This is a genomic window from Seonamhaeicola sp. ML3 (assembly GCF_023273855.1).
Taxonomy (GTDB): domain Bacteria; phylum Bacteroidota; class Bacteroidia; order Flavobacteriales; family Flavobacteriaceae; genus Seonamhaeicola.
Window position 1 is genome coordinate 18,016 of sequence record NZ_CP096884.1, and the last position, 25,550, is coordinate 43,565.

The window sequence follows — 25,550 nt, forward strand, 5'->3', positions numbered from 1 at the left end:
TATTCTAACGCCTACGCATACCGCCACCAAATCGTCTTCCGCCACCCATTCTACCACCTTGACCTAATCCTTTTGGTCTTTTGTTCATATTTTGACCGGCAATCCTACCAAATTTAAAAACAAAAGTAACCATGAAATACTGTTCTAAAATCTTATCTTCCACGTCTTGGATATACGTCCCTGTCACAGTTCTTCTAAAACCATTGTTCTGGCCTAAAACATCGTAACCAACTAAGGTAAGCGTACCTTTATCTCCCCATAATTGAACACCTAATCCTGCGTTCCAAAAAACGGCATCGCCATCAAACTCATCACCAACTCTACTATTGTATCTGTATCCTATTTTGTTAGAGAAAAAGGCATTCTTTAAAAAGAAAATAGAGGCATCGACATTTAAATTTTGAATAAAAAAGTCGTTATCGTCAAACATATCGGTATCAAATTCATTCTTATTTTTAGAGTAGCTGTAGGTAGCGCTTAAATCTAATTTGTTGTCATAAGAATACCGGAATGAAAAAGAGGGTCTTAATGTTGTATTTTTGGAAACAAACCTGATGGCATTCTGAAGAGAAACATTGTTTCTATACGATGCAAAAAATCTGAAGTTAAAATTTAGATTCGTCTTTTTATCGAAATAAGACTTAGATACTGCCGTATTACCATTTACCGAATAATCTCCATTTAGGTTAACATAGGTCGTATTTCTAATTAAATCTTCATTGGTAACGGTTGAATTTACAATTTTATCCTCAATGAACTGAGCACGTACATTTCCAGTAACATTAATATTATGATAAGCCAAATTATTTTGATATTCAAAAGCTAAGATGTGATTAACTTCAGGCTCCAAAAAAGGATTTCCTATTCTTGTATTAATTTGGTTGCTTACATCTTCAACAGGTTGCAGTTGAGATGCTGAAGGTAAATCGACATTTTGTCGGTAATTTAGAGACACATTCTTGTACCCATTTTTATCACGGTATCGCAACCTTCCGGAATAGGTGAAATATTCAAAATCGGCATTAAAATTTCGCGCTGGTATTAATTCGTCTTTATACTTTCTATATGTGTTTGTATATGCCCCTTCTATTTCAAAACGAAAGTCTTTATAATCGTATCTTAACCTTAATGCGGGTTTCACTGTAGTGGTAACATATCGGCTATCAAAACTTTGTAAATCATTAAAGTCGGTAAAATCGTTATCTACTTCGTTAAAATCGAAAACATACTTTTCGTTATTGTTATGGTTTATATTAGCATTATACTTTGGGATTATTCTAAAGTTTTGAAATAATTCCTTAAACCACATACCATTAAAATTGATGTTAGCATTGGTGTTTTCGGTAGATCTTATTTGATTCTGAATACGGGTTCTATTTCTTTCGTATAGGATGTTTTCTGAAAAATTCTCAGAATCGGTATTAGACTCGGTAAAATTTGTACTTAAATTCAACGTAAAGAAATCTGTACCTTTCCCCGTTCTCGATATTATACCAATCCTGTTTTTAATTTCACGATTAGTAGAAGTAGATTGGTTCTTGGAATTAACATCGCTTATTAAATCGCCATCGATAGACTTCGAACTGGTAGTAGACTCTGAAAAGGCATTGGAATTACTGGAGTTAAAATCAACTTCATTAGAAAGCTGAACTCTACTATTTGATAGTTTGTTCTTGGGATTTATCACATATTTCAAATCGAAATTACCAATATGAGTATCGGTATCTCTAAAGCTTTCACTTTCTGTTTTGGAGATGTAATTTAAATTGGGGAGAAAGTTTTCTCGTTCCCTTCTCTGGGCATTATCTACATTATTCGAATTAAAACGGTAATTACCATTTACTCTTGTTTCATTCCATTTTCCTTTGGTGTAATTAGCACCCACAAAGTCAGATTCTATAGCACCAACACTAGATTTTGCATCTGGCAACGCATTAAAACCTCTTCGCATGTTTATATTGTTAGTACCAGAAATAAGACCAATTTGCTTCCCATCAATCAGTTTAAACAGATTAGCATTTACCTGATACTTTTCATCTGTTCCGTAGCCTGCATTTATATCCCCAAAAAAAGCCGTGTTTTTGCCTTTCTTAATTTTTAGATTTATCTCTTTTGTACCAGAATCAGATTCTTCACCAGTAAACTTCTGCATATTGGTTTTGTAGTCTGTAACTTGAACTTTACTAATAACATTACTAGGTAAGTTTTTTAAGGCTATATCTCCATTTTTCTCTCCAAAAAAGCGCATACCGTCAACATTTATGGCTTCAACATCCACGCCATTAACCGTAATGTTACCATCTACATCTATTTCAAAACCAGGGAGCTTTTTTAGCAGGTCTTCTGCCCTATCGTTTGGTAAGGTTTTAAAACTATCCGCATTAAATTCTATGGTATCTGTTTTAATTACTATAGGTGGAGCTTTTGCAGTTATGGAAACCGTATTTAATTGCTCAACAGATTCCTCTAAGGTAATAACCCCTAAATCCAATACATCGGTCTTTGGCACCGTTATAACTTTAGTGAATGGTTTATACCCTAAATACCCAACATTTAAAATTAAGGATTGGTCGTTATCTGCATTAACTTTTATGGAGAATTGGCCTTCTTTATTGGTTATACCATAAGCTATTACCAAACTATCTTTAGCCGCTTGAAGAAACACTGTTGCTGCTTCTAGCTTATACGTATTTGTATCTTTTACAATACCCTCTAGCGTAAACTTTTGGGCGAACAATGAAACCGTAAACAAAAGAAATACGATACAAGTTTTAGTTTTCAATTTAATAAAATCGGTTTGTTAGTTTTCACTTAGACAAATTAAAAGAACAATAGTTTAATACCAGTATAAAAACTTGAATAATACTTTTGAAAAGTTATAACTTTTATTAAATTTGTTATTTATAATTAGTCTAAATAAATATAAAATACATCATGGTCATGTACTCATAGCAAAAAACAAGAACGGGCAATTAACCTTTTCTGAAGATTACAAAATTTACCATCTTACCTTTAACAATGTTCACTTAGAGTTTTTCGAAAAGGAGCTGATTAGGTTTAAAGAGTTCATATTAGAACTAGAAATAGGATATGCCGAAGGCTGTTACAACCGTGTTATTATGAACAGAAAAGTTCCTATAAAAACCATGCAACATAACCTTACTCTTATATTTAATAAACAAGAACTCGATGGGCTAAAAAGGCTTTTAACCCAAACTGATAAAACGCTTTTAGAAAATTTAAAGGTCAGCGATATCGATTACCTTTTGTATTTAAATTAAAACCAGGATATGGAAGACATAAATATCATTTACAAGACTAACATAGGCCTTTCATTCTATTGGAAACGAGGTCCGTTAAGACAAGTTAACAAGCTCAATATTGTCATTAATGATATTGCACTTCATCTTTCCTATAGTGAGCTGACCGAATTCTCGAAAAACATAGATACTGCCTTAAGCAGAAAATCGGCGCATTGTAAAGATTGTCCCCATAAGTCAAACTGCGAAGTCACTATGTTAGAAACTCCAATACCACAAATTACATTTGTTAAGAGTTACCAGGAAATTAAATCCATACAAGACTTGGTTAAAGGAACTTTATTCGAGCTGGATTTGAATTCAATGTTAAAAGAAATCTTGTAAGCTACTCGATATTATAACTTGCTCTTACACCATTTGCCCATTTAATAAGCGTTTCTTTTTCTTCTTCTGTAATCGAACCATGTAACCAAGAATAAGACTCTAAAGGCATTTCACCCTCCTCAACTTCTTCTATAAGTTCATCTAGCTTATGGTCTCTTTTCTTTAACTTATACTTACTCCAATTAGATACGTTAAAATGTTCCTTCCCCTCCTCAACATGATGATCAATCCATAAAGATACCGGAGCGAGTTCGGCATACCAAGGATAAGTGGTTTTATCGCTATGACAATCGTAACAGTGTTTTTCTAAAATGGCTGTGACTTCTGTAGATGGTTTGGTATCGGTTATAAATGCGGTTAGATTTCTTGTTTCTGCGTTATTTTTGTCGGGTCTTATAAATTGAATAATTACGAGGGCAATGATTAAAACAAGACCTATTTTTTTTATTAATTTCATGGGTTAGAATTTCTATTTAGTATTTCAAAATTAAAATTTAATCTGTAAAGTCGTATACCAATTTCTGGGTGCTGAGGGTATAATACCTGGACCAGGATACCCTGTAGCTCTTCGTGTAAAGTACGCATTATCCAGCAAATTATTTACACCAGCCTCTAATTTAAAATTTTTATAACGGTAAGACATCGATATATCTAGAATATCGTATTCTGGAATTTCACCAACAACACCACTTAAACTAGCTTCTGTAGAATTGGTGGCATCTGTAAATTGTTTGCCAAGATAGGTGTATTGTATACTAGCTTGTAAATTTCTATATCCACCATTTAAACCTGTTTTTAAATTTAAATCTGGCACAAATTCAACTTTATTCCCAACAATACCTGGTTGATCTGATGATCTATACTCCGAGTTAATGATAGACGTATTAATAAAATAATTAAGTTGGAAATTGTTATTGAGATTGAAGACGTTCTTCAAATTAAAATCGAATAAAGATTCAACACCATACATAAGGGCATCACCTATATTCCCGCGTTCACTAGTAACCCTGCCGTCTGGTAATCCTTTTTGAACAAAACCAATTCGACCGTTATAGAATAAACCAAAAACACCTAAATCGTAAGAAACAATTTGTTTAAAATTACCGCGAATACCCAAATCTGCTGTAAATCCTTTTTCATCTGTAATATCGGGACTTATGGAGAACGCCGGATTGATTATATTTATATCTGAAAATGTTACAGAACGATAATTCTGGGAGACATTTCCATAAAGCTCTAAACCAGAATTGGGTTTATAACTCAGTCCAATACCCAATAGAACGAAGGAACGCTCAAAATCCCTATTATCTTCTACATTCTGTTCGAAAATAACATTCCCAGCGGCATCGGTATTAATTTGTTTGAAATAACCCTCACTTTGAGTTTTGATATACTCAAATCGGAATCCTGGGGTTACAGAAAAATTATCGGATAAATAAAAGATATTTTCACCAAAAACCGCCATATTCAGGTTAGGCAAATCAAATTCGGATTGGTTGGGATAGTTTGGAAAATCATCTGTCCTAAAATTAAAATCTGCATCACTTCCTGCACTACCGGGACCTTGTCTTTGATAATTATCTGCTTTATAAAACTTAGAACCTATTAGAAAAGTGGCATTTTTGCTACCCAACTTATACTTACTTAATAATCGTGATTCAAAGCCAAAATTATTGAAATCGCCTTTAATTAAATCACGTTCGCTTCCCGGGTCAACTTGATTCACTCTATTAGTTCTAAAACCTAAGGCATCTCTAGAGGCATTTAACCCAAAGAAATTAAAAGTGAAATTTATGTTTTCAGAAAATTCATGTGCAAACTTTAAATTATATAATAACCAATTGACTTCAAACCAATTTCTAGCTCTATTACTCTGATAAGGATCTTGGACAAACATATTATCTGTTAATCCACCAGCCTGTTGTGCTAGGTAATTCATATAAGTCACCTCCCCTTCTAAAGATGTTTTTGTATTGAATTGATAGCCTAAATGGGTGAAGATATTTTTGGATTCAAATTCTGAATTAGGTCTAAACCCATCTCCTTTTTTGTAGTTGAAATAGGTGTAATAACTAAATTTATTTTTGGTCCCACTTAAACTTGTAAAGTTGGTATATAAGCCAAAACTTCCCAGAGTATTTCTTGTAATAACTTCTAGAGCTTTATTTGGATTTGGTGATTTCATTTTGAAGTTTATTAATCCTCCAAATTGCGTTCCATACTGCAAAGAAGCTGCACCTCTAATGACTTGAATTTCAGAAAGCCCCTCAGCTGCAGGCGTGTAATAACTTTCTGGATAACCCAAAACATCGGCACTAATATCATATCCGTTTTGTCGGGTATTGAAATTCGCTGTCCTGTTGGGGTCCAGACCTCTACCACCAACATTTAATTGCAAACCGGCATCGTCATTTTGATAAATATTTAGTCCTGCTACTTGGCTGTATATCTGCCGGGCGTTGTTAGAAGCTAAGTTAGCCATAGATTGCTCAACTAACACAACTTCTGTTTTCTTTCCTGCGTAAATGGCTGTTTCTTCTACATCCTTTAACCGTTTCAATTCAAAAGCACGTCGCTTGTGAGCATTAATAATAACCTCTGACAATTCTGTAGTTAAGTCTTTTAAAACAATAATTAAATTCTTGGCAGACTGTGGATCTACTTCAAATTCCTTTATTTCATATTCCGAGGAAAAGAAAACTAGAGTTATACTTTCCTTTGATGTTTCAAATTGAAATTTACCTAGTTTATCGGTAGTGGTGAGCAATCCAGAATCTTTATCGTAAACGTTAACATCTGAAATTGGTTTATTCGTTTTAGAATAAGTGACTACTCCATTTACCGTTTGCTGCGCGTACATCGATACGCTAAAAATTAATGCTATTAATAGCTTACAATCCTTTAATGTCATCTTTAAAAGGTAAAATCCAGTGTTTTGATTTAAACGACTCTTTTTCGGCGTACAAATCTACAGTTTTATCAATAAACGGGGCACTTAATCTGCCATTTAATGCCACATAACTTTCAACAAAAACTTGTATATTCTCATGCCCTTGAGATTTAAAATGGTCGCCTAAATAATGTGCATATTCTAGAATAAAATCTGGCTGAAAGCTCATTTGTTTTTCTTGAAATGGCGTTAAAAAATCTTTATTATCAACTAAGAAAAACTCACCTGTTTTTCCATTAACGATTTTAAAGGTAGAAATCCCCATTTTTTCCATGAGCATGACGCGCCACGAAAATCGATACCCCTCTTCTGTCCAAAATAATTCCCCAGGATATAAAATATTTCTAAATGGAAATAATAGTTGAACTGAAAAGAAAATTGCAAAAAAAACAGCCACCGGTTGTTTGAATTTATATCTGTAATTTGAAGTACTTAAAATCGTATTCCGTTTTGGTAAAAAACGCTTTATAATGTTTATTAGTCTCTTGTGTAATTGATAATCAAAGAAAATTAAGGTTGATACAATCATGATAAATGGAAACATCCCGATTGGGAACAAAACTCTTGTAAATACATGAAAAAATACTACGAGAGCAAAAGCCAGTAATCTTGTTTTCTTGTAGAGTAATAAAAATGGGATAGCCAAATCATACAACATGCCACCCCAGCTCATGGCATAGTGAAACCAATTTTGATGCATTAAACTATCACCAATTAAAGGTAAGTCGTATTTTGAAGGCAGCCATATTTTTAAGGGCTGTGCTCTAAATAACCAATCTGAATTAATCTTGGCTAATCCTGCGTAGAAATAAACAATTCCCAATAACAATTTTATACTATCTACAGTCCATTTCGGAACGTTCTCATAGCTTTTCTTCCTTAAAACATTATCAACAGAAAAGTGAGCATTGGCCGGTAAAAAAATCATTAGAAAACTCAATAGACTAATAAAGTAATAATGATTAAGGTAAGTGGTTTTATCCATCAACTCTATGTAGGTAAAACTCAAAAAGAAGGTAATTATGGCTAATCTGTACTTTAACCCTATAGCTACCATAAGCGCTGCTACCCCGCAAATAAGAAAAAGCAAATAGGTGTAATTACCCAAAGGTTTTACCCATTCAAAACCATAATAGGTAAAATGAAACTTGGGCTCAATATAAAGGGTCTCAATCCAGCCATGATACCAGAACCTCATCATTCCAAAACACATCATAATACCAAAGGCTATTCTAAAAACAGCTAAAGGTGCCGCATTGGTATTTCTATTTAGATATGTTTTAAAACTTAAATTCATAGTAAGAAAAAAAGGTTGCCTTTAGAAGACAACCTTTTTTTAATGCTTTGTTTTTTTAATCGCCATCGGCATCAACATAATCAACATTTATATTAAATGCTTGAAGCATATCTACTTTTAAGGACACCACAGCTAGTTGAAGTGCATCATAAGCTTGTGTCATTTTAGTGTTATCATCATTTATTTGCATAGCTAAATCGCTATTTAAAGCTTGTAATTTTTGACGTGCATCATCAAATCTTGAATTAATTAGCGTAACCAAATCATTCCTATTCAAACTTTGTAAATAGGTTTTAAAGCTATCTCCAGCAGTGCCGTTAGTATAGGCCTTTCCATTAAAAAAGTCTTGAACAGCATCTAATGCTACAAGTACTAATTCTTTAGAGTATATTTTACTATAAAGTCCTTCAACTTTTTCTGGTAAAGGGGTTGCGGAGAAGTTGCCCGCTGGAATACCAATTTTATTTGCTCTTAATCCTTTTTCGTAATAATAAACAAAATCATTAGTTAATTTATTTAAAGCACTTGTTGCAGTATTACCCGTTTGAGCAATGAATGAAGATTTATAACTTCCAGTCCAATCATTAAGAACCGTTTTTGTTAAAGATTCCATTTGATCTACAAGATCAGAGAGGTAAGAAAGATATTTAGCGTCACCATACTTGGCTAATATAGCAGTATCATCTTGAGCCAGTCCAAAAAGCATGTAATCTAACGCAGGGAAACCAACGGCATCGTTATTATTCACATTAGATAAATCGTAGGTTCCAGAAGCAATATTATTTTCAACATCTACTGTGTTAGTTGGGTAGACATTCATTTGAAATCCATAAAGAATTTCCTCGGCTTTACCAATATTAAACATTTCAACATACTGCCATACTTTATAAGCATTGAACCAAGTACTTCTCAATGCATCCAAATTGTTTTGATTAGGTGTAGCCATGAAGCTATCTTTAGCTGACTTTAAATCTGAAAGCTCAGTATCTAAATCTTGTAAAGCCGCAATGATTATATTATCGGCAACATTAGATAACAATGCACCTCTGTCAAAAGTATCAACTGGTCCCGTTGGGCCATCATCAGAAGATGATGAACTACAGGCCATAATTAAACCTAGTGCAACTAATCCTAAAAAAAACTTCTTCATTTTATTATTCTTTTTTTAATAAACTTTTGCAAAAGTATTAAAAGTAGCTGTAGTAATATAATAAACCACAGCTACCTAAAAATTTTATCATTTCTATATTGTTTAACTACCAGCTTGAGCTGTTGTAAAGTTAAATCTCGCTGAAATTTCATCAGACATGGTATCTAAAGTTTGCGTAGTTATATCCCAGAAACCATTTCCAGATAAAAGAGTAGCTATAAAAGCATCTACTTCTGCTTTTGTAAAATATGGTGCTCCGGTACCAGGTTTTCTGGTAAACTGTAAACTATATACAAACCCGAATCCTTCAGATAAATCATGGAAAGCCGCACCTTTATCATTAACTAGAGTTAACTTGGCCTGTTGAAGGTAATAAACTGCTCTAATTCCAATAATCTCAGATATCTTTTCTCTGATGATAGCAGCTTGTTCGTCTCTTACGTCATAGTTCTTAGCAACAATTGCTGCTCTTCCTAGTTTGAAAGCCTCAAAAATTTCATCTGCAATTCCTGCAAAATCGCTGTCACCTTCAACTCTTCCTAAATATTTATTTAAAAAGCTATCTGCTCCTAAATCAGCATTTGGATTAGCAGGGTCTGCATTTACGCCATAAACATAACCGTAAGCTTCGTCCCACTTATGTTCCATGTTTGTGTATGTCTTACCATCGGCAACGGTGCCAGCATCATTATCAGCAACATTAGTTCCCGCATCTAAAACAGCAGGACTTAAATAATTATTTAAAGCTTGATCAACCATTAAAGCACCTATTAAACCTTTATTTACAGCTTGACTATACTCTAACCCTTTTGCATTGACATAACGTGTAGAACCACCACCAGCTTCTTGAATTTTACCGGCAGTTCCTGAAGCTGCATCTACAGACCAGTTTGGATAAACCTCATCAACTTGACCTTTTATCCATGCATCAAAATCAGCTTTAATAGCATTGGCATCTGTTGTATTTGCAGAGAAATAATCTGCTGAAGCGGCAGTTTTACTTCTTATTGTTTTAGATGAAGCATTTAAATCTGCATCAGCAAATTTATCTCCTGTATTTGTGAACATACCATCTAAATCGGCTTCAGATTTTGAAGTATCCTTTAGAGCATCGATTAATTCTTGCCCCATTTCAATTCTTGTTGTTTGACCACTAAAACTAACGGTAGATGCACCATCTCTGGTAAAGCTATACGTAGCTGGAGCAACCACTTGGTTTCCTCCTACGTTATCATCATCGTTTGAACACGACACAAATAAGCTTCCTAAAATTAATGCGCTTATCGTAATTTTTTTCATTGTTTTTTATTTAGATTAAATTTAAATAGTTGTTTCGAATGCAAATATAGAACTCATTTTCACTCATACAAAGTTTATTTAGATTAAATTTAAATAAAAATAGAGGTAGAATTATATTAAACTGTATGTCAATATTTTATATGAAAAATTTAACATTTAGATAAACTATCGATAATATTTAAAAATCTTTGAGGCCTCATTATAGGCACTCTCAAAGCTCATGGCGTTAAGTGTGTTGAGTTGCTTTGATGTAAAGTAAGAAAGTAACTTTTCGGTGGGCATATTTCCTGTTAGTTCGTCTTTTGCCATGGGACAACCACCAAAACCTTGTATGGCGCCATCAAAACGTTTACAACCAGAATTAAAAGCTGCATCTATTTTTTCAAACCAAGAAGTTGGTGTGGTGTGTAAATGCGCTCCGAATTCAATATTAGGATATTTGGGAATTAAATTTGAAAATAAATATGTGATACTTTCAGAAGTAGAACTGCCAATGGTATCACTTAAAGACAATATCTTAACGCCCATATGGTTTAAGCGTTCTGTCCACTCCCCTACAATGTCAACATTCCACGGGTCTCCATAAGGGTTTCCAAAACCCATTGAGATATAAACTACCAGCTCCTTGTTATTCTTGTCTGCCAATTCAAGAATATCATTCAGAATATCAACCGATTGTGCAATAGTTTTATGCGTATTCCTCATCTGAAAATTCTCTGATATCGAGAAAGGATAACCCAAATATGTTATCTCAGGGTGCCGGCATGCATCTTGGGCACCTCTTAAATTAGCTACTATGGCCAGAAGTTTACTCGTAGTTTTACTCAAATCTAATTGAGATAATACTTCGGCTGTATCTTTCATTTGTGGGATCGCCTTTGGCGACACAAAACTCCCAAAATCGATGGTATCGAAACCTACCCTAAGCAATGCCTGAATATATTGCACCTTTTGCGATGTAGGTATAAATTGTTTTATACCTTGCATAGCATCTCTCGGACATTCAATAATCTTTATATTCTCCGGCATAAGCGTAGTAAATCTGGGTAAAAATACTATTAATTTTTATAAGATAATTTGGGAATGAAATCTTTGAAGTACTCCTTTTTTAATTAATCCTAATTGATTCAAAATAATTCTTTTAGTTTTCTAAATATTAATATAAACATCCTCATCAAAGAGCCTTAGTAACTTTTCTAAAATTCGTCATTCGAATAATGAAAAATTATAAAAAAGTTGCTATTGAACGTATCTATTTTAAATTCAGGCATTTGTTTCTTTTCGTTAGTTTTTACAAGATAACACCTCAACTAATGACGATTATTCAAGAATTAACGCATGTTATCGACAAAACCTTACAATTAACGTTTTTTTTGTATGAATTTCGTTCCATGGGATACATTTGAAGTATTCAATTGCCCCAAACAATGAAATCCTGTTCTACTAAAATATTATTCCAATTCTTTTTGGTTTTGTTTACAAGCTCGTCTTTTGTGTTTTCTCAAGACTTGGAAGTACATTGTACCACTAATGTATCATCAGAACAATTAGAATTTTATAAGAGTATTAGAAGTCAATTAAAGTCTGTTGAAAAACAGTTCAATACCGAACTATCTAATAAAACAAACTCGTCTAATATTGTAAATTTCATACCCGTTAAAATACATGTGTTAAGATATGCCGATGGCTCTGAGGGAATTTCTGAATCTGATATAGATTTTAGTATCGATAATTTAAACGATTTCTTTAAGGGTTCACTTTTAGAGTTCTTTAATTGCTCGGATATTAATTACATTGACGATGACGCTTTAGCTCAGGTTAAGAAAGGAGAAGTAGACGATTTAATAGATGCTCACAACGTTCAAGGAATGGTAAATATATATTTTTCGCATTCCATTAAGAACGAATCCGATCAGCATATTTGCGGATACAGTAACAACACTAGAAATAAAGATTTTATTTTTATCAAAAACTTTTGTGCACTTGGATCTACGCTAGCTCATGAAATGGGACATTACTTCTCGCTAATCCATACGCATGGTGCAGATAATTATCAAATAACAACAGAATTGGTTGATGGTAGCAACTGTGATACCGACGGTGATGGTATTTGCGACACCCCTGCCGACCCTGGTCTTTCTTCCAATAATGTAAATAACTTTTGCGAATATACAGGTGATTTAAAAGATGCTTATGGCCACACATTTAAGCCTGATACTAAAAACATAATGTCTTACTCCAGAAAAAGTTGTCGTTCTCATTTTTCTAAGCAACAACTTATTAGAATGTATGCTTTTTATGTTACACAAAAGAATTATTTAGCGTGTCCGGATTTTAACGCAGATTTTAATGTTAGCGCATACGCTACTTGCGAAACAACTCTTAACGTCAGTTTTAGTAACGATTGTGAAGGTATTACAAACTGGGAGTGGGATATCGACTCCGATGGCACTATAGATTACACCACAAAAAACCCAACACATACCTTCGGAACTGGTGTTTATGATGTAACATTGACTGTTACCAAAAAATCAAAAAAGATTAGTAAAACCTATCACAACCTTATAAAAGTTGGATATTATGCAGAGGCGCTATTTGATGAAACTTTTGATTCTTTCAATATTGCTGAAGATAATGGCTGGACAACCATAGATCGCTCCAAAAGTGGATACAATTGGTTAATAAACCATGGAGCTACAACCACAAAAGAAACGGGGCCTCTTAATGACCATTCAAAACAAAGCAGTATTGGAAAATACATTTATACTGAAGCCTCTGGAGCCAAAGCTGGTGATATTGCTGAATTTATATCGCCATGTTTAGATGTGGTTTACGATAATTCTGAAATACAGTTCTCTTACCATATGTTTGGAAAAAATATTGGCGAACTTCATGTTGATATTGAAACAGAATCTGGATACATTCTAGATGTTATAGATCCATTAATAGGAAGCCAACAAGATTATCAAGATGATGATTTCCTCACCACAAGTATCAATTTATCACCCTATACTGGAAAAACCATTAAGATAAGATTTAGAGCCATTCGTGGAAAAGGCTTTGAAGGTGACATTGCTATTGACGATGTCTTTCTAAAGACCATTATCAAGCCAATATCTGACGAATCGGTATCACTATATCCAAATCCGGTTAAGAACGATTTACTTTTTGTGAAGATCAATAACGAAAGAAACGATAATGAAATCCTAAACTATACGATTTCTAATTTAATGGGACAAACGTTCTCTTCTGGAATGGTTTCCGGTAACCCTATAAACACAAGCGATTTATCTTCAGGAGCTTATATACTTACAGTTTCAGGAGAAAAATCTAAAGTTATGAAACGCTTTGTTAAATAGCCTTCAAAATAGCTTTATTAATTCGTTTGATAAGACTCGGGCCTTCGTAAATAAATCCGGTATAAATTTGAACTAAATCTGCTCCCGCATTTATTTTTTCAAGAGCATCCTCGGCAGAATGGATACCACCAACTCCAATAATTGGAAACGCCTTGTTACTCTTATCGGAGAGATATTTAATAACACTAGTACTTTTATCCTTAATGGGTTGTCCGCTTAAGCCTCCGTTTCCTATTTCTTTTAACCTTTCATCAGATGCTTTTAAACCAGTCCTATCTATCGATGTATTACTAGCAATAACACCATCAAGCTTGGTGTCGTTAACCAGCCCTATGATTTCATCTAATTGACCATTATTTAAATCTGGAGCAATTTTTAAAAGAATAGGTTTTTGGTTTTTAAATGTTTTATTAGCTCCTTGTACGGCACCAATTAACTCTTCTAAATAATCTTTATCACTAAGTTTCGCATGACTCCCAACATTGGGACAACTCACATTTAAAACAAAATAATCCACATAAGGATGTAGTGCATTAAAACATTCTAGGTAATCTTTTGTGTAATCCTCAGGTTTAGTAGCTGTATTTTTTCCAATATTCCCACCAATGATAAGTTTTCCTTCGTTTTTTTTGAGTTGCTCAATAGCAGCTTCAACACCTTCATTATTAAAACCCATACGGTTTATAATACCTTGGTCATCTTTCAATCTAAACAAACGCTTTTTGGGATTTCCTGTTTGCCCCTTAGGGGTTACTGTACCTATTTCTATAAAACCAAATCCAAAATCTGCTAACTCATTATACAAAACCGCATTTTTATCGAAGCCAGCTGCAAGACCAACAGGGTTTTTAAATTTCAATCCAAAAAGATTTCGCTCCAACCGCTTGTCTTCTATGGTATATAACCCCTTGAAAATAGATGAAACACCAGGGATTTTAGAAGAAAATTTTATTAGCGAAAAAGTAAAATGATGAATTTTTTCAGGATCAAAAGAAAAAAATATAGGACGAAGTAATGTTTTGTACATCTGTTTTATTTGTGCAAAAGTACACCTAAATAGTTTAAATAAAAAATGCATCAATACTCAAATAATCGTAATTTTACGTACGGCCACGTGCCTATCTTCAACTTAAATTTACTTATTAATGATTTCCAAAGAACATATTATAAATCGGTTTATTAGCTACGTTACTATTGATACTGAATCTGACCCAAATTCTGAAACTACACCAAGCACCAAAAAACAATGGGACTTGGCCAATAAACTAGTAAGAGAGCTTGAAAACATTGGTATGGAAGACGTTTCAATTGATGAAAACGCTTATGTTTTGGCAACGCTTCCCAGTAATGTAGACCACAATGTTCCAACTATTGGTTTTATATCGCATTTCGATACTTCTCCAGATTTTACTGGAGCCAATGTCACTCCGCAAATTCACGAAAACTATTTAGGAGGCGAACTACTGTTAAATAAAGAGGAAGGTATTGTTCTATCGCCAGACTATTTTGAAGACTTACGGTTATATATTGGACAAACCCTTATCACAACAGATGGCACAACACTTCTGGGCGCAGATGATAAGGCTGGTATTTGTGAAATCGTTTCGGCTATGGAATACTTAATTAATCATCCTGAAATAAAACATGGAAAAATAAGGGTTGGATTTACCCCAGATGAAGAAATTGGTAGAGGTGCCCATAAATTTGATGTTGAAAAATTTGGAGCCGACTGGGCTTATACCATGGATGGAAGCCAGATTGGTGAATTAGAATACGAAAATTTTAATGCTGCTTCTGCTGTTGTGAAAATTAAAGGTAAAATGGTTCACCCCGGTTATGCAAAAGGTAAGATGGTCAATTCAATGCTTATCGCTACAGATTTTATAAACTCACTTCCTCCCATGGAAACACCAGAACAAACTGAAGGCTATCAGGGTTTTTTCCATTTACATAATATGACTTGTGACGTTGAAGAAACTACTTTAGAGTACATTATTAGGGACCATGACAAGGAACACTTTGAAGCCCGAAAAGAAATGATGCTAAAACTTACTGGAGAATTAAATTCGCAGTACGATAAAGAAATCATTTCTACCGAAATTAAAGACCAATATTACAATATGCGCGAAAAAATAGAACCCGTAATGCACATTGTTGATATTGCCGAAGAAGCTATGAGAGCGCTGGATATTGAACCGTTAATAAAAGCTATTCGAGGAGGTACTGACGGCTCACAGCTAAGTTACATGGGGCTTCCATGCCCCAATATATTTGCAGGAGGGCACAACTTTCACGGACGTTATGAGTATATTCCCGTAGAAAGTATGATCAAAGCTACCGAGGTTATCTGTAAAATTGCTGAGCTGACTGCTTTAAAGCACAATTAATTTAAAATAAAGAAACTTATACAATGTTATACTTCGATAAAAGGTGGGATTAATTCGGCTTAATTCACAAAAAAAATGAGCAAATTTCCTTTAACCTATAAAAAATGGTTTAATCGAAAATTTGATGTATACGACTACATTTTACTTAATTTTACCAAGCTATTAATTCTAATAATATAAAAAATGAAGGGTAACATTTTTGTAAAGACAATTAAAACGGTGGTTTTTATTTTTGCCTTTGTAATTTGTACAAGCGCAAATGCCACCAGTAGTGCACAAGCTGCAACTATCAGTACACCAACTACGGTTTTATCTTCTGCTAATGCACATGCTTTAACATGGACATGGTGGTGGAAAAAGAAAAAAAGAAAAAAACCGAGAAAGAAAAAATACGTTTACAAAAGACCAGCAAGAGATTGTAAACCTGACAGAATTCCTGTAGATGGAGGTCTAGGTATTTTACTTTTAGGTGCTACTGCATTTGGAGTAAGAAAACTTCGAAAAGACAAATAATGATATTAATTTGAATTAATATTTAAAAGGCTTCCTGTTTAGGAAGCCTTTTTTTAAACTTAAATTCTCTTAAAGGGCTGAAATTTAGCTATCAAAGTCTAAAAATGCAGTTTAACGACAAAATTCTTTAATCTCAAATCAATTAGTTAGATTTAACCAGCTGTTAATCAAAAAAATGGGTAATTAAAATGAAAACACAAAGTAAACTTCTAAAATTTATTGGAGCATTTATGGTTATACTTGCTCTAACATTCTCGACCAATTCTTATGCCAGTACTGTACAAGAAAAGAGTGAAAGTAAAAGTATGAGCAAGAGCGAAAGTAAAAGCATGAGTAAAAGCGAAAGCAAGAGCATGAGTAAAAGCATGAGCAAAAGTATGAGCAAAAGCATGAGTTACAGTCGTAGTAACGATAAACCAGATGAAATTCCTGTAGGCGGTGGTATTGGAGTCTTATTACTTGGTGCTGCTTTTTATGGGGTAAAAAAGTTGAAAGATCTTAAATAATAAACTAAAGAACTTTTAAACATATAAAAAAAGAGAGGTTGTTTGGCCTCTCTTTTTTTTATGCTCTCTTTTGAGATAAATTATCTAAAACTATTTTGAACAGGTATTGTTTACCTAAGACAAATAAAGTCTAATCTTTTTCATCTTCAACCTTATTCACTTTTGAATAAAAATGTATGTTCCATTGGTTTGAATAACTTATCAACTGTTTTGTGAATGCCAACATAAAAAAGGTATTACCAATCATTTCCAGTATCTCCTCTATAAGCCTAGAGAAATGTTCGATATTATAAAGTTCAGTATTGAAAAAATTAACAACCGGATCATATACTGAAGCATCCATATCCTCAAAGAAATCAAGAAAAACAGAACCAGCAAAACATCCAAATCCAAGAATAATAAAGATAAACTGTTTCTTTTCTTTTAATTTTTTATAGAGGAAGAATAATAACAGTAAAGCAACAACACCAAAAATTGGAACATAGACAAACTGCCATCCATAACTTGGAAAAACATCAAAAAGCTTAGTTATAAAATTGGGGTCAGACTTATGCTTTGATTCCAATAGTACTCTGGCCGTAGTACCAACTCGTTCATGCATTTTAGATCCGTCATCAATTGCCAAATAAGAAAAAAACATGGCACAAAACGACCAACCATACTTAAAAACTCTTTTATTTTCTATTACTGGTTTGGAATAGGATTCAACGACGAAAATACTCCACAACACCATACTTACACAAAACAACTGCACACTAGAAAACCAATTAGGCAAACCATCATCTTTAGATATACTCACTAGCCTTTGTATTGGCCCGCTGTCTATCCATTCGTAATGATTTATAAATACATCGGCCCATGCTAGAAAAGCAATAATTAAAAGCCAAATAAAAAGTAACAGGTTAATAAAAAAATCTTTATTGATAGAAAGATTTCGTGAGGAACCGTTGGATAATCCAGACATAACTTAAAATGTTAAGTAGTTGATTTATCTATATTAATAAAAAATATATCTTTAAACTATTAATTTAGATTAAGCACCAATATACTCCTCGAAATATTTAAAACCTATAATCTCTATTAAACATTTTCAGTATGAATAAACCCAACTTATTTTATTTATTCTAAAATCTAATTCCTGTATTATGAAAAAAGTTAACTCAATAGAAGAATATATTGAAACTCACGAAAAATGGTCTCAAGCGCTATCATTACTTAGAGATATTATAAAATCTACCGAACTAAAGGAAACCATAAAGTGGAGTATCCCAACCTATACTTTAAACGGCAAAAACGTTTGTGGTATCGGAGCCTTTAAAGAACATTTTGGAATCTGGTTTTTCAACGGAGTATTTCTAAATGACGAACATAATTTACTCATAAATGCTCAAGAGGGTAAAACGAAAGCTATGCGCCAATTAAATTTTAAATCTATTAGAGACATCGATAAGAATATCGTTCTCAAATATGTTAAAGAAGCTATAGAAAATCAAAAATTGGGGAAAGAATTAAAGCCTAACAGAGAAAAAAAGGAAAGTGCAATCCCGCATGAATTACAAAATGAATTTTATAAAAACCCTGAGTTAGAAACTGCTTTTAATGCTCTTACACCTTACAAAAAGCGTGAATATTGCGAATATATTCTATCAGCCAAGCGAGACACCACTAAAATTTCCCGTTTAGAAAAAATAAAACCTTTAATCTTAAAAGGTGTAGGGTTGCATGATAAATACAAAAACTGTTAAAAAACAAACAAGGTTTCCGTGATGGAAACCTTGTTTGTGTTTTATTTTGGCTTGCTGCAATTACTTGGCAGGAGCATTTAATTTAGTGCTCATTTCCATTGATACTGCAGAACGGTCGAATTTAATTTTTCCAGACAACGTCTCTATAACACAGCTATTGTCTTTATCGTTTAATTCAACGACCTTACCGTGCATACCACTTTTGGTAACGATTTTGTCTCCTTTTTTCAATTCTGCTGCAAATTTCTTTTCTTTTTTTGCGCGTTTCATTTGTGGTGCAATCATAAAGAAATACAACACCGCAAATAATAAAATCATAGGCATAAATGCCCCTATTCCTCCTTCTCCCATGAGTGTGTTTAATGTTATTATGCTGGTTTATCAGCTGTTTCTACTTGTGCTTTTATTTTAACTGTTTCTGTTCCCTTTTCTGTATTGGCAGTGACTGTAATGGTTTTAGATATTGCCCCGGTTCCACTTCCGTTATAAGTAACTGTAAACTCTCCAGTATCTCCAGGAGATAATGGTTCCCTACTCCAGTCTTGGGGTACGGTGCATCCACATGAACTTTTAATCTCTGTAATAACCAAAGGGCCATCTCCGGTATTTTTGTATTTAAAAACGGTCGTTACTTTTTTACCTTTTTCAATGTTTCCAAAATCATGTTCTACTTTATCAAATTCGATTATAGGAAACTTCGATGCATTCTCATCTCTTTCGGCAGCTGCAGCAACATTCTTTTCATCAATTTTATTTGCTGGATTTTCTTTACATGACGTCAATATTACTAAGCAAATAGCAACTAAACCTAAAAATATTTTTTTCATATTCTTTTTGTTTTTCTATTAACCTGGGTAAAAATAATAATTATTTCACCGTTTGAAAACTTTTGTAAAATATCTTAACTGATTTTACATAAGGCCGCGCCCAACCTTTTTTAAACTACCTTTTTGTTCGTATTCTTTTACCAACTTGTCTAAAATACCATTAATAAAGATGCTACTTTTAGGTGTAGAATACTCCTTGGCTATCTCCAAATACTCGTTTATGGTAACCTTGACAGGAATTGAAGGAAAGTTTTGCAACTCACCTATTGCCATTTGTAGTAAAGTATAATCTACATCGGCTATCCTATCTGCATCCCAATTCTTAGTTTTCTTTTCAATCTCAGTATTAAGAACAGACCTGTTTAACAAGGTTTTCTTAAAAAGTTCTATTGCAAATTCTTTATCTTCTTCCTCTCTATATAACTTTGGCACAAAATGATTGCCCCCAGTTGTAGATTTTGTTTTTCTTAATAATTTTAAAATGGTCGTATTTACAGTAGGTAGATCGTCTAACCAAGTTAAATTTTTATCCTCTATATAATCGTAGAGCTTATCATTAGGAGCAATGATTTCTTTGTAAATATCAATAATAAACTGCTTATCCTCTTTAAAATCAGACACTCTGGTCTTCATGTAATCCTTGTATAAATCACTGGATATAATAGCTTTAAAAATCACTTCAACATACTCATCGTCTAGCTCCCAATGTGTGATTTTATTCAATTCCAATTCATTCTTCAAACCATTATCATCCCTAAGTAGTTGCAGTAGTTGATTGTTAACAAACTTTCTATTGGGATCTTTGTCTTCGGCAGTGGCCAAGAATTTCTGCTTTTTCTTCTCTAAATCTTTTTCGGCTCTTTTTTTTACCTCAATTAATAAAGAAATTAGCAGTAAATACAAGTTATACATGTTTCCTATACTGAACAGCAAAAATTTTTGATCTTTACTAAAATCATCACTTTCGCTGCCCTTGTAGGCGTATAGAGTTTGCATAACTTTTACACGAATATGTCTTCTGGTTAGCATAATTACAAAGAACTTAATTTAATAGAGTAAGGTGTTTACCGTTTTATGCTGCAAAAGTAATATTATTTTAAGAAGTAGCTCTATTTTTAAATCTTATATTATCATGAATAAATCATTAGTACACTTTTAACAAATACTAAACATTTTATAAGTTTATAATAGTGAGATATACGCTATATTTGTTAATTGTTGAAACTGCTTGATGAAAGAATTAAAACATTTAAACAAATACTTTTTAAAGTATAGAACCCACTTAATAATTGGAGGCTTAATTACTATTGCCGCGAGGATATTTTTACTTTACACGCCAAGATATGTTAAGGAAATTTTCACAACGGTAGAGAGATACAATAACAAGTCTATTTCTACAGAAGTATTTAGGTCTAACCTACTGGAATCTATTTTTTATATAATAGGAGCCGCTATTGTAGCTGGTATTTTAACGTTTTTTATGAGACAAACCATTATTAATGTGTCTCGCTATATAGAGTTTGACCTGAAAAATGAAATCTATCAGCAATACCAAAAGTTATCCTTAAACTTTTACAAGAAAAATAGAACGGGCGATTTAATGAACCGTATTACTGAAGATGTTGGTAGAGTAAGAATGTATGCAGGTCCTGCCATTATGTACAGTATAAATACAATTGCACTATTTGTTGTTGCTCTTATTTATATGTTCAATGCTGCTCCTAAACTTACGCTTTACACTATTTTACCCTTACCGATATTGTCTGTTATTATCTATAAATTGAGTAAAGAGATTCATAACAGAAGTACTATAGTTCAACAATATCTTTCTAAACTTTCTACTTATACACAAGAATCATTTAGCGGTATTTCGGTAATTAAGGCCTATGGTATTGAACCCCAAACGGCTTCAGATTTTGAATCGCTAGCCGTTGAAAGCAGAGATAAACAAGTGAATTTAGCCAAGGTGCAAGCATGGTTTTTCCCCATGATGATTTTACTCATTGGCACCAGTAATTTATTGGTTATTTACATTGGTGGCATGCAGTATATTAATGGTGAAATTGAAAGTTTAGGTACCATTGCAGAATTTATAATTTACGTAAATATGCTTACTTGGCCAGTAGCTACTGTTGGTTGGGTAACCTCTATTGTTCAGCAAGCAGAAGCATCGCAAAAGCGTATTAATGAGTTTTTAAAAATTGAACCTGAAATAAAAAACACGGTCGAAGTACCCTCTAACATAACTGGCGATATTGCCTTTCAAAATGTTTCTTTCACATACGATGATACTAACATACAAGCCTTAAAACACATTTCCTTTAAGATAAAAGAGGGCGAAACACTGGCTATTCTGGGAAAAACAGGTTCTGGAAAATCTACCATCTTAGATCTTATCGGCAGACTTTATGACGTTCAGGAAGGTGATATCTTTGTTAATGGAGTTAACGTTAAACAACATAATCTTAACACACTAAGAGACAACATTGGTTATGTTCCCCAAGACGCATTCCTATTCTCAGATACAATAAAGAATAATATTAAGTTTGGAAAAGAAGATGCCACCGATAACGATGTAATTGAAGCTGCTAAAAATGCTCAAGTACATAAAAACATTGCTAAGTTCAAGAATGGTTATGAAACAGTTTTAGGCGAACGTGGTATCACTCTTTCTGGTGGACAAAAACAACGTGTCTCAATTGCAAGAGCTATCATAAAATCTCCTAAAATATTGTTATTTGATGATTGTCTTTCTGCAGTCGATACTGAAACTGAAGAAAAAATCCTCCAAAATCTTGAAAAAATCTCTAAAGGAAAAACAGCCATAATTGTAAGCCATAGGGTTTCATCAGCTAAAAATGCTGATAAAATAATTGTTCTTGAAGACGGAGAAATAGTTCAAGAAGGCACCCATGAAAGTCTTGTGAACAGCGAAGGATATTACAAGCATTTGTACCTAAAACAAATTAGCGATACAACATCTAAATAGACTTTAAATCAATTAATTACACAACCAATACTTTTAAAGAAATGTAACAAAAATGCAGAATCAAAAAAGAAACTTCATTATTTGTTGCTTAATAGAGGTTTTTTTTAGATTTTTGATACAGAAACTATAACGTAAATAATTTTCTAAACAACTATGAACAATAATGATATGATGGAGAGAGAAGAGATATTTTCTAAGGTTCTGAGAGCCGGAAGACGAACCTACTTTTTTGATGTAAGAGCTACAAAGGCAGATGATTATTACTTAACGATCACAGAAAGCAAGAAGTTCACAAACGATGATGGTTCCTTCCATTATAAAAAACATAAAATATACATTTACAAAGAAGACTTTGCCGAGTTCAAAGAAATCTTATCTGAAATGACCGATTATATTATCGAGAAAAGAGGCGATGAAGTAATTAGTGAGCGTCACCAAAAAGACTTTAAAAAAGAATATAATACGGATTTTGAAAACAATGGAACAGAGGAAACCTCAAAAAGTTCTGAAAGTTTTACCGACGTAGACTTTGATGATATTTAATCGAGATTCCAAAAAAATATAAAAAAACCCGCTTTACTTTGTATAGCGGGTTTTTTATTACAATTTAACAGCCAACAATGCCACTAGTAAACTAATCGCTAAATAAATTAACCCCATTTGCCAACCAAAATAAATGAGAATAAATGCAAATAATAATAAAACCCAAAAAGGGACTATAGTTAAGGCTACTGCAAATCGAAATGTAGACTTAAACTCCAGCTCCTTTATTTTTGGTTCAATCCCCAATTTCCAAACAAAATAAGGTAAAATCAAATTAAGAATCATTAAAAGCTTGAAAAGTATTTGTAACCCCCTAATATTAGACATCTTCTTTGGTTTGCAATTCTCAAAACTACCCTTAATACAAGCATTCACATCCTTAGGCTTTAAAAAATCAACTTGCAAAGCTTCTAGTTTATTTAAATATTCTTCATAATTACTCTCTGGGATATGAGTTGTTAATTTCATTAACTCCTCATGAATTCTAATTTTTAATGCTAACACATTTTCATTTCGATTTACAGCCGTGAACTCTTTAACCGAAATGGATTTACCGAAATATAAGGCTGTGCTATCTGGACATCCTATGGCTTTCTGATAGTTTACACCTACTGGAACTAATTGTAAATCCAAATCAGGATATTTTTCTAAAGTATCAAAAACAATACGTGTAAATCCTTTACTAAGTGGCCTAACCCTTCTGGCCAAATTATGATTGCCTTCGGGAAAGATGACTATGGATTCCCCTTTTTTTAATAATCCTGAACAGATTTCAAAAATGGCATTGTTATTAGATAGGTTATTCCATCCATCTCTAACCCTATAAACCGGTAGCATTCTTAAACTTCCCAGCAATTTACTTACAAACTTTTTTTTGAAAACGGCCGCCCTAGTCAAGAAATATGAAAATCGGCCTCCATATACGGCAATTAAAAGAGCATCTAAAAGGGCATTTTGATGGTTCCCTAAAAGTAGAACGGGTTTATCCTTTGGAATATTTTCAATATCATGAATGTGAATTCTTTTAAAATAAAAGAACATTCCCAACCTTAAATATGCCCGTACACTATGTAACCAAAGTTTTTTCAAATGTTATAGAATTATTCCTTTTTGTTAGACCAATAAAACGCCAACAACAAGCCTGAAATGATATGCCATATTCCCCAGAATGCTGCTAATATAGCCATACCACCTAAACCATTAAAAAAGGTAAAAATCAGCAAAAGACCCAAACCAGAGTTTTGAATACCTGTTTCTATGGCAATAGTCTTTTTATTTTTAAATGAGAGCTTAAATATTATTGCCACCGATAAACCCAATAGTATAGCCAAAATATTATGAGAAATCCCAATTACTAATACATGATGAATATAGGTGTTAAACACATCAATATTGTTAGAAAAAGCAATGATAACAATGCCTCCAAAAATAAATATGGATAATGGCCTTAAAATTTTTGAAAGCTTAAGCGCTAACTGTTCTTTATAGTATCTAACCAACATGCCAATGAACAACGGAATTCCTAAAATTAAACTAACCAGCTTTAATAACTCTAATGGATTTAGTTCAACTTCCTCTAATAATTTTGAAGTGGGCTCATATAAACTCCCATAAAACTGAAAATTAAATGGTGTCATGAAAATAGCAAAAAACGTAGCAAAAGCAGTTAAACTTATGGATAATGCGGTGTTTCCTTTTGCCAAATGAGTCATAAAATTAGAAATATTACCACCAGGACAGGCAGCCACCATAATCATTCCTAGTGCTATGCTGGGCTGTGGCTTAATAAGTATAACTAACAAAAAGGTAACCAATGGCAATAAGATAAACTGAGACAGCACACCTACCATTAATAATTTAGGCTGTTTAATTAAACTTTTAAAGTCAACTACTGTGATACCTAAAGCAACTCCAAACATAACCACTGCAAGGGCTATATTCAAAACCCAAAGACCGCTACTATCAAAGTTTATTTTTACCGAATCTAATTCCTGCATGTATTTAAGAGATTACACTTCCGTTCTTTATCTTATTTTCTGGGCACAGAAGAGTAACATCTTTACCGTTAACAGCTCCTAAAACCAAACATTCGCTCATAAAATTGGCAATCTGTTTATTTGGAAAATTTACCACAGCTACTATTTGTCTATTCAATAAATCCTCCTTATTGTATAAGGTAGTTATCTGTGCTGATGATTTTTTAACACCTAAATCACCGAAATCAATAGTTAGTTGATAAGCAGGGTTTCTTGCTTCTGGAAAGTCGTCTACACTTATAATGGTCCCAATCCTTAAATCAACTTTTATGAAATTTTCGAAAGTTATTGTATCCATGACTTTT

The 25,550-nt window shown here is 33.2% G+C and carries 24 protein-coding genes; 9 read left to right on the plus strand and 15 right to left on the minus strand.

The features are described from left to right. Positions 1-4 precede the first annotated feature (4 nt). Positions 5-2,782: an outer membrane beta-barrel protein gene (locus M0214_RS00095; protein ID WP_248723446.1), complete on the minus strand. Its 2,778-nt coding sequence runs from the start codon at positions 2,780-2,782 to the stop codon at positions 5-7. Positions 2,783-2,894: 112 nt separating this feature from the next. Between M0214_RS00095 and M0214_RS00100 the strand changes: the two genes are divergently transcribed. Both M0214_RS00100 and M0214_RS00105 read left to right on the plus strand, forming a co-directional pair. Continuing rightward, positions 2,895-3,281 (plus strand): DUF6686 family protein, encoded by a 387-nt coding sequence (locus M0214_RS00100; RefSeq protein WP_248723447.1) that lies wholly within the window; start codon positions 2,895-2,897, stop codon positions 3,279-3,281. A gap of 9 nt (positions 3,282-3,290) precedes the next feature. Next, positions 3,291-3,644, plus strand: coding sequence for a hypothetical protein (locus M0214_RS00105; protein ID WP_248723448.1), 354 nt, complete (start codon positions 3,291-3,293; stop codon positions 3,642-3,644). A 1-nt stretch (position 3,645) separates the two neighbouring features. Here the strand turns inward: M0214_RS00105 and M0214_RS00110 are convergent, their stop codons facing one another. The 6 genes from M0214_RS00110 to M0214_RS00135 all read right to left on the minus strand — a co-directional run bounded on the left by M0214_RS00110 (position 3,646) and on the right by M0214_RS00135 (position 11,369). Further along, positions 3,646-4,101: a heme-binding domain-containing protein gene (locus tag M0214_RS00110; protein WP_248723449.1), complete on the minus strand. Its 456-nt coding sequence runs from the start codon at positions 4,099-4,101 to the stop codon at positions 3,646-3,648. A 30-nt stretch (positions 4,102-4,131) separates the two neighbouring features. Further along, complete coding sequence (locus M0214_RS00115) at positions 4,132-6,555, minus strand: TonB-dependent receptor domain-containing protein (RefSeq protein WP_248723450.1); 2,424 nt, start codon at positions 6,553-6,555, stop codon at positions 4,132-4,134. Next, positions 6,536-7,891: an HTTM domain-containing protein gene (locus M0214_RS00120; RefSeq protein WP_248723451.1), complete on the minus strand. Its 1,356-nt coding sequence runs from the start codon at positions 7,889-7,891 to the stop codon at positions 6,536-6,538. Before M0214_RS00120 ends, M0214_RS00115 begins: the two co-directional genes overlap by 20 nt. Before the next feature lie 55 nt (positions 7,892-7,946). Then, positions 7,947-9,041: an imelysin family protein gene (locus M0214_RS00125; RefSeq protein WP_248723452.1), complete on the minus strand. Its 1,095-nt coding sequence runs from the start codon at positions 9,039-9,041 to the stop codon at positions 7,947-7,949. Positions 9,042-9,143: 102 nt separating this feature from the next. Continuing rightward, entirely contained in the window at positions 9,144-10,340 is a 1,197-nt protein-coding gene (locus M0214_RS00130; RefSeq protein WP_248723453.1) for a DUF4856 domain-containing protein, read from the minus strand. A gap of 165 nt (positions 10,341-10,505) precedes the next feature. After that, entirely contained in the window at positions 10,506-11,369 is an 864-nt protein-coding gene (locus M0214_RS00135; protein ID WP_248723454.1) for a hydroxymethylglutaryl-CoA lyase, read from the minus strand. 398 nt (positions 11,370-11,767) lie between these two features. Here M0214_RS00135 and M0214_RS00140 point away from each other — a divergent pair, with 398 nt between their 5' ends. Then, positions 11,768-13,699 carry a T9SS-dependent choice-of-anchor J family protein gene (locus M0214_RS00140; protein WP_248723455.1) on the plus strand — a complete coding sequence of 644 codons (1,932 nt, stop codon included), beginning with the start codon at positions 11,768-11,770 and terminating at the stop codon, positions 13,697-13,699. Here the strand turns inward: M0214_RS00140 and M0214_RS00145 are convergent. Further along, positions 13,692-14,726: a quinone-dependent dihydroorotate dehydrogenase gene (locus M0214_RS00145; RefSeq protein ID WP_248723456.1), complete on the minus strand. Its 1,035-nt coding sequence runs from the start codon at positions 14,724-14,726 to the stop codon at positions 13,692-13,694. The two genes, M0214_RS00140 and M0214_RS00145, sit on opposite strands and share 8 nt — an antisense overlap. Before the next feature lie 118 nt (positions 14,727-14,844). Here M0214_RS00145 and pepT point away from each other — a divergent pair, with 118 nt between their 5' ends. The 3 genes from pepT to M0214_RS00160 all read left to right on the plus strand — a co-directional run bounded on the left by pepT (position 14,845) and on the right by M0214_RS00160 (position 17,105). Then, positions 14,845-16,086, plus strand: a complete 1,242-nt coding sequence (gene pepT, locus M0214_RS00150; protein ID WP_248723457.1) for a peptidase T — start codon at positions 14,845-14,847, stop codon at positions 16,084-16,086. 183 nt (positions 16,087-16,269) lie between these two features. Next, positions 16,270-16,599 carry a PID-CTERM protein-sorting domain-containing protein gene (locus tag M0214_RS00155; protein ID WP_248723458.1) on the plus strand — a complete coding sequence of 110 codons (330 nt, stop codon included), beginning with the start codon at positions 16,270-16,272 and terminating at the stop codon, positions 16,597-16,599. A 188-nt stretch (positions 16,600-16,787) separates the two neighbouring features. Beyond that, complete coding sequence (locus M0214_RS00160) at positions 16,788-17,105, plus strand: PID-CTERM protein-sorting domain-containing protein (protein ID WP_248723459.1); 318 nt, start codon at positions 16,788-16,790, stop codon at positions 17,103-17,105. 130 nt (positions 17,106-17,235) lie between these two features. On the opposite strand, the gene M0214_RS00165 is transcribed toward M0214_RS00160, so the two are convergent. Beyond that, positions 17,236-18,069, minus strand: a complete 834-nt coding sequence (locus tag M0214_RS00165) for a hypothetical protein (RefSeq protein WP_248723460.1) — start codon at positions 18,067-18,069, stop codon at positions 17,236-17,238. 181 nt (positions 18,070-18,250) lie between these two features. Here M0214_RS00165 and M0214_RS00170 point away from each other — a divergent pair, with 181 nt between their 5' ends. After that, entirely contained in the window at positions 18,251-18,850 is a 600-nt protein-coding gene (locus M0214_RS00170) for a YdeI family protein (protein WP_248723461.1), read from the plus strand. Between the two features lie 60 nt (positions 18,851-18,910). On the opposite strand, the gene yajC is transcribed toward M0214_RS00170, so the two are convergent. From yajC to nusB, 3 genes are all read right to left on the minus strand, one after another. Further along, positions 18,911-19,201: a preprotein translocase subunit YajC gene (gene yajC, locus M0214_RS00175; RefSeq protein WP_248723462.1), complete on the minus strand. Its 291-nt coding sequence runs from the start codon at positions 19,199-19,201 to the stop codon at positions 18,911-18,913. Between the two features lie 17 nt (positions 19,202-19,218). Beyond that, positions 19,219-19,677 (minus strand): DUF1573 domain-containing protein, encoded by a 459-nt coding sequence (locus tag M0214_RS00180; protein WP_248723463.1) that lies wholly within the window; start codon positions 19,675-19,677, stop codon positions 19,219-19,221. Between the two features lie 84 nt (positions 19,678-19,761). Then, positions 19,762-20,706: a transcription antitermination factor NusB gene (gene nusB, locus M0214_RS00185; RefSeq protein WP_248723464.1), complete on the minus strand. Its 945-nt coding sequence runs from the start codon at positions 20,704-20,706 to the stop codon at positions 19,762-19,764. A 202-nt stretch (positions 20,707-20,908) separates the two neighbouring features. On the opposite strand from nusB, the gene M0214_RS00190 reads away from it, so the two are divergent. Both M0214_RS00190 and M0214_RS00195 read left to right on the plus strand, forming a co-directional pair. Further along, entirely contained in the window at positions 20,909-22,666 is a 1,758-nt protein-coding gene (locus M0214_RS00190; RefSeq protein ID WP_248723465.1) for an ABC transporter ATP-binding protein, read from the plus strand. A gap of 153 nt (positions 22,667-22,819) precedes the next feature. Further along, positions 22,820-23,209 carry a PUR family DNA/RNA-binding protein gene (locus tag M0214_RS00195; protein WP_248723466.1) on the plus strand — a complete coding sequence of 130 codons (390 nt, stop codon included), beginning with the start codon at positions 22,820-22,822 and terminating at the stop codon, positions 23,207-23,209. Positions 23,210-23,266: 57 nt separating this feature from the next. On the opposite strand, the gene M0214_RS00200 is transcribed toward M0214_RS00195, so the two are convergent. Genes M0214_RS00200 through M0214_RS00210 form a run of 3 tightly spaced genes read right to left on the minus strand, consistent with a single transcriptional unit; the run spans position 23,267 to position 25,543 of the window. Further along, the gene (locus M0214_RS00200) at positions 23,267-24,298 is read right to left on the minus strand and encodes a 1-acyl-sn-glycerol-3-phosphate acyltransferase (RefSeq protein WP_248723467.1); all 1,032 of its coding nucleotides are present in this window, start codon (positions 24,296-24,298) and stop codon (positions 23,267-23,269) included. An 11-nt stretch (positions 24,299-24,309) separates the two neighbouring features. Further along, positions 24,310-25,206 (minus strand): bile acid:sodium symporter family protein, encoded by an 897-nt coding sequence (locus M0214_RS00205; protein WP_248723468.1) that lies wholly within the window; start codon positions 25,204-25,206, stop codon positions 24,310-24,312. Positions 25,207-25,210: 4 nt separating this feature from the next. Then, complete coding sequence (locus M0214_RS00210; protein WP_248723469.1) at positions 25,211-25,543, minus strand: tRNA-binding protein; 333 nt, start codon at positions 25,541-25,543, stop codon at positions 25,211-25,213. Between the last annotated feature and the right edge of the window lie 7 nt (positions 25,544-25,550).

Excerpts from the sequence above, each read along its gene's own strand:
- M0214_RS00130 (WP_248723453.1), bottom strand. The coding sequence starts at position 10,340 with ATGAAAAAAATTACGATAAGCGCATTAATTTTAGGAAGCTTATTTGTG.
- M0214_RS00160 (WP_248723459.1), top strand. The coding sequence starts at position 16,788 with ATGAAAACACAAAGTAAACTTCTAAAATTTATTGGAGCATTTATGGTT.
- M0214_RS00165 (WP_248723460.1), bottom strand. The coding sequence starts at position 18,069 with ATGTCTGGATTATCCAACGGTTCCTCACGAAATCTTTCTATCAATAAA.
- M0214_RS00195 (WP_248723466.1), top strand. The coding sequence starts at position 22,820 with ATGAACAATAATGATATGATGGAGAGAGAAGAGATATTTTCTAAGGTT.
- yajC (WP_248723462.1), bottom strand. The coding sequence starts at position 19,201 with ATGGGAGAAGGAGGAATAGGGGCATTTATGCCTATGATTTTATTATTT.
- M0214_RS00190 (WP_248723465.1), top strand. The coding sequence starts at position 20,909 with ATGAAAGAATTAAAACATTTAAACAAATACTTTTTAAAGTATAGAACC.
- M0214_RS00205 (WP_248723468.1), bottom strand. The coding sequence starts at position 25,206 with ATGCAGGAATTAGATTCGGTAAAAATAAACTTTGATAGTAGCGGTCTT.
- nusB (WP_248723464.1), bottom strand. The coding sequence starts at position 20,706 with ATGCTAACCAGAAGACATATTCGTGTAAAAGTTATGCAAACTCTATAC.
- M0214_RS00135 (WP_248723454.1), bottom strand. The coding sequence starts at position 11,369 with ATGCCGGAGAATATAAAGATTATTGAATGTCCGAGAGATGCTATGCAA.
- M0214_RS00105 (WP_248723448.1), top strand. The coding sequence starts at position 3,291 with ATGGAAGACATAAATATCATTTACAAGACTAACATAGGCCTTTCATTC.
- M0214_RS00110 (WP_248723449.1), bottom strand. The coding sequence starts at position 4,101 with ATGAAATTAATAAAAAAAATAGGTCTTGTTTTAATCATTGCCCTCGTA.
- pepT (WP_248723457.1), top strand. The coding sequence starts at position 14,845 with ATGATTTCCAAAGAACATATTATAAATCGGTTTATTAGCTACGTTACT.
- M0214_RS00155 (WP_248723458.1), top strand. The coding sequence starts at position 16,270 with ATGAAGGGTAACATTTTTGTAAAGACAATTAAAACGGTGGTTTTTATT.
- M0214_RS00145 (WP_248723456.1), bottom strand. The coding sequence starts at position 14,726 with ATGTACAAAACATTACTTCGTCCTATATTTTTTTCTTTTGATCCTGAA.
- M0214_RS00115 (WP_248723450.1), bottom strand. The coding sequence starts at position 6,555 with ATGACATTAAAGGATTGTAAGCTATTAATAGCATTAATTTTTAGCGTA.
- M0214_RS00120 (WP_248723451.1), bottom strand. The coding sequence starts at position 7,891 with ATGAATTTAAGTTTTAAAACATATCTAAATAGAAATACCAATGCGGCA.
- M0214_RS00125 (WP_248723452.1), bottom strand. The coding sequence starts at position 9,041 with ATGAAGAAGTTTTTTTTAGGATTAGTTGCACTAGGTTTAATTATGGCC.
- M0214_RS00210 (WP_248723469.1), bottom strand. The coding sequence starts at position 25,543 with ATGGATACAATAACTTTCGAAAATTTCATAAAAGTTGATTTAAGGATT.
- M0214_RS00170 (WP_248723461.1), top strand. The coding sequence starts at position 18,251 with ATGAAAAAAGTTAACTCAATAGAAGAATATATTGAAACTCACGAAAAA.
- M0214_RS00180 (WP_248723463.1), bottom strand. The coding sequence starts at position 19,677 with ATGAAAAAAATATTTTTAGGTTTAGTTGCTATTTGCTTAGTAATATTG.
- M0214_RS00140 (WP_248723455.1), top strand. The coding sequence starts at position 11,768 with ATGAAATCCTGTTCTACTAAAATATTATTCCAATTCTTTTTGGTTTTG.